At 34.2% G+C, this 3,417-nt stretch carries 2 protein-coding genes; one reads left to right on the top strand and one right to left on the bottom strand.

Going from position 1 to position 3,417, the window contains the following annotated elements; genetic code table 11:
• Positions 1–545 precede the first annotated feature (545 nt).
• Positions 546–2,138, bottom strand: coding sequence for a tyrosine-type recombinase/integrase (locus M3090_RS14995; protein ID WP_249057639.1), 1,593 nt, complete (start codon positions 2,136–2,138; stop codon positions 546–548).
• 424 nt (positions 2,139–2,562) lie between these two features.
• On the opposite strand from M3090_RS14995, the gene M3090_RS14990 reads away from it, so the two are divergent.
• Positions 2,563–3,375 carry a class I SAM-dependent methyltransferase gene (locus tag M3090_RS14990; RefSeq protein WP_249057637.1) on the top strand — a complete coding sequence of 271 codons (813 nt, stop codon included), beginning with the start codon at positions 2,563–2,565 and terminating at the stop codon, positions 3,373–3,375.
• The last annotated feature ends 42 nt before the right edge of the window (positions 3,376–3,417 follow it).

Here is a 3,417-nt window from a genome sequence, read left to right as displayed (position 1 = left end):
CCTAAATCGTTTGATACGCATCCAAAAGAGTCGCAAATCTTACAACTTGCTTGAAGCCCTTATTTAGAATTATTTAGGCTATGTTTTATGTATGTGAAGGTGTATTGGTGGGCTGTTGGTTAATAGGTGCGCTAATACACTTTCTTCGCATAGATTGGCTGATTCTTTTCTTGTGTTCTTCTGACAACTTACGTCCTTTTAAGGCCTGACTTATACGTTTTTTTATTGAGGCAGATTTTCTTCGACCTTTCAACGAATAAGAGATTTTTTTCTTGATAATATCATTCATTGGCTTTGAAATTAGGATTTTTATTTTGTGGTTTGTGATTCGGCTTCGCCGGATCACAAACATAAATATTAAGTAGATAGGACAAATGAAAAATTTGGATCAGAAAATTTTCAGACACAAGGAACGGTTATACCTATAGAGTAAGTAGGTCAAAATTGTACTCTGAGTAAGAGGATACAATAATCAGTCTCAACTATTTATATAAGGGACGAGGCTTTATTTGGTACTGGTAGTATTTTATAATTGCAATCCTTAATTATTCTCCCCATCTTTTATGTTCTGTAAATACTTCTTCCATTTCTGCATCCATTGCCAACTCTGTTATTTTATCGCTATATTCTTCAGGTGTAAGTATGTCTGCAAAGTCTTTATACTTATCTGCTATTTTCTTTTGTTTTTTCAAGTCTTGTTCCAACTGGTTTATTATATGTTGCTGCTTTTGGTTGTTTCCTTTCAGTGATGCTATTTCAAACAATTTTTCTTCTATATATTGGGTGGGTATTGAAAATTCAGCATTCTGTGTTTGTATGGTTGTTCCCTGCTGGCATTGCTTTTGTTGCTTAACAATGCTTTTAGCTGCTTCTTCGCTGCTTATTCTGTTGTATCTTTTAAATGCGCTGTCTGTACTATGTCCTGTGCTTTTGCTTATAATATTGCTATCTATGCCTTTTAATAGACTATTGCTAATATATGAACGCCTTGCTGTATGCGTACCTACTAATTGCCATGCTTTTGCTTTATAGTGATAAGGATTACCTCCTCTTATATCAACTGCTTCTACATCGTAATCAATCTTTGCCTCTTGTAAAATTTTCTTGAGTATCTTATTTATTTTCTGAATACTAATTTTAGGCAGACATCCATTATATTTTTCCAACAAATCTTTTGCGGCGTTAGTCAATGGTGCAAAAACAAATTTCTTACCTTTATCTTGATATATTTTTATTGTATCTTCTTTTATGGTAGGATTGGAAAGGCCATTGATATCCTCAAAACGTTGTCCCACTTCGCATTGAAAACAAAATAAATCACGTGCTTTTATTTCTTTACTATCCTGCAAATTAAGTGCTCTAATAGCATTTAATTCTTCATCGCTTAAATATATCTGATTTTCTTCCACATGATTTTTTTTGCTCCTATTTTTAAATTTGTATAGAGACAATGCGTTCATATCAATCAAGCCTTCTTTGTCTGCATAAGTGAGAATCGTATATATTTTCTGCTTTTTCCCAATAATCGTATTATCTTCCAAATAAACTAATTCATGCGTAATTTTGTGTTTGGTAGTGCGAGTATTAAGCCATTTTTCATAATCGCATAATAGAGATAGGTTTATCTCATTCCATGCTAAAATAGTCTTTCCTTTTACCTCTTTTACAAAAGTGCTAAAAGCCCTAAGCTCACTTAAATAGCTCTTTTTGCTCTCATTCACCATCCTTTGGGCTTCTATCAAATTGCCTAATTCTATCAATACATTCTCTTTTTTTCTTGTCATTTTGTTTCCATTTCCCAATTTTTCATCAATTATTTTCTTTATGTCTGTTAAGTCTGTCTGATTATTGCAAATATACGATTTTACGTCAAAAAACAAAGTTTTCATCAAACTCATTTTGTTAATTATAATAAAATTATTTCGATTGTCTAATTCAGAAAGATAAGGTGAAATAAAAGGTCGCTCTTTTCGCTTATCCCATTGAGATGGAATAATCTTACAGCCTAAAGGGTACTTGTATTGCTTACCCTCTAAACGTATAACCATATATATGGGTGTGGGCTTTTCTCCTTTTGGATTACGCAAATTGAAATGGTAGCTAATACTGTCTATAAAAAACTGTTTTTGCTCTGACATACCCCAGTTCTTTAAAATGGTTCTTCTTTTTGGTTCTTTTTGTGGGTAAGTTTTGAACAGTCGAAACGCTAACTATCTGATATAACCTCCTTAATATCAATGGTGATTAAAAAGTTCTGTTTTTAAGGGAAACTTCGCAACTTCAAAAGTATGTCAAAAACAAAGCAACGGGGACGCCCCAAGGGTGTTTTATATGCACAGCCATTATTGTATCTTGTCAGCAAGATGCAAGAAGGCGAATTATATACAAACATCGGCGTGGGGCTTTCGGCGTTGCTCGTTTCGACATACTGGGTAATGCGAAGGCCTCTAGACCGTGGAACGAGTGACAGACTGGCTCCACGTTTTTTTGTGTATATGTGTAACCATGAAAAATGAGTGAATGTTTGTCAGGGAGTCGGCAAGAGGTAATATTAGGCGCTTTATGGTGGACAGTGTATCTCTTCCTTTATGGTTGGATGATTATATCTTTAATCAGTTAAAGGCTAATTATTGTCCTTCCAATTCAGACATGACAGTTATCGATTGGGATAAAAGTAATGTGCTGAATTATCTGGGGACATACTTTCCGCGTAGTTATGCGGAGTCGTATTGTATTTTCAGAAACTTCTTCATTAAAGATCTTTTGAGTTGGATTTTTCGGGATAAGATTTCTATTTTCGATTTCGGGTGTGGAACAGGAGGAGAAATAATAGGATTGCTGATGGCCATTGGGGAATTATCGCCTAACTTAAAGTTGGTTGAAATAACAGTTTTAGATGGTAATCATGCCGCACTTCGTATTTTTGAAAATGTGATTAAGGAGTATTTAACTCATACGAAAATCAGCATCACCTATAAAGTTATCCCGCAAGTTATTGAAGACTTTTATGATTTGAGTATTCTGGATGCCGTTGTTACTCAGAAATTCGATATCATTATGTCGTTTAAGTCTATCTGTGAATTTGTAACGAAAGAGCGTTTTGAACAGCAAAATGCGTATGAGCATATAGCAAAAACCTTCCTACCAAAATTAGAGAATCTGGGAATAATGGTTCTTGCAGATGTTACCACTTACAACAGTGTTTCCCAAGAATGGTTACCTACAATGATGGATAAGGGGTTGAGTAAAACGGGTTGTAATATTGTAATGAAAAATGCAGGATATAATCAGAGGTTTATAATTTCACATTCTCGACATAAAAAGGATGAAAGTAAAGTCGCTTGGAGAATAATCCAAACCCGTTGGCGGAATTAAATTGATAAAAGATTTATGAATAAAAAGTTGTGCATATTGTTG

The sequence above is a fragment of the Bacteroides sp. ET71 genome, assembly GCF_023336905.1.
Classification (GTDB): domain Bacteria; phylum Bacteroidota; class Bacteroidia; order Bacteroidales; family Bacteroidaceae; genus Bacteroides.
Note: the sequence above shows the minus strand (reverse complement) of the source record. Positions and strands in the feature narration are given on the sequence as shown.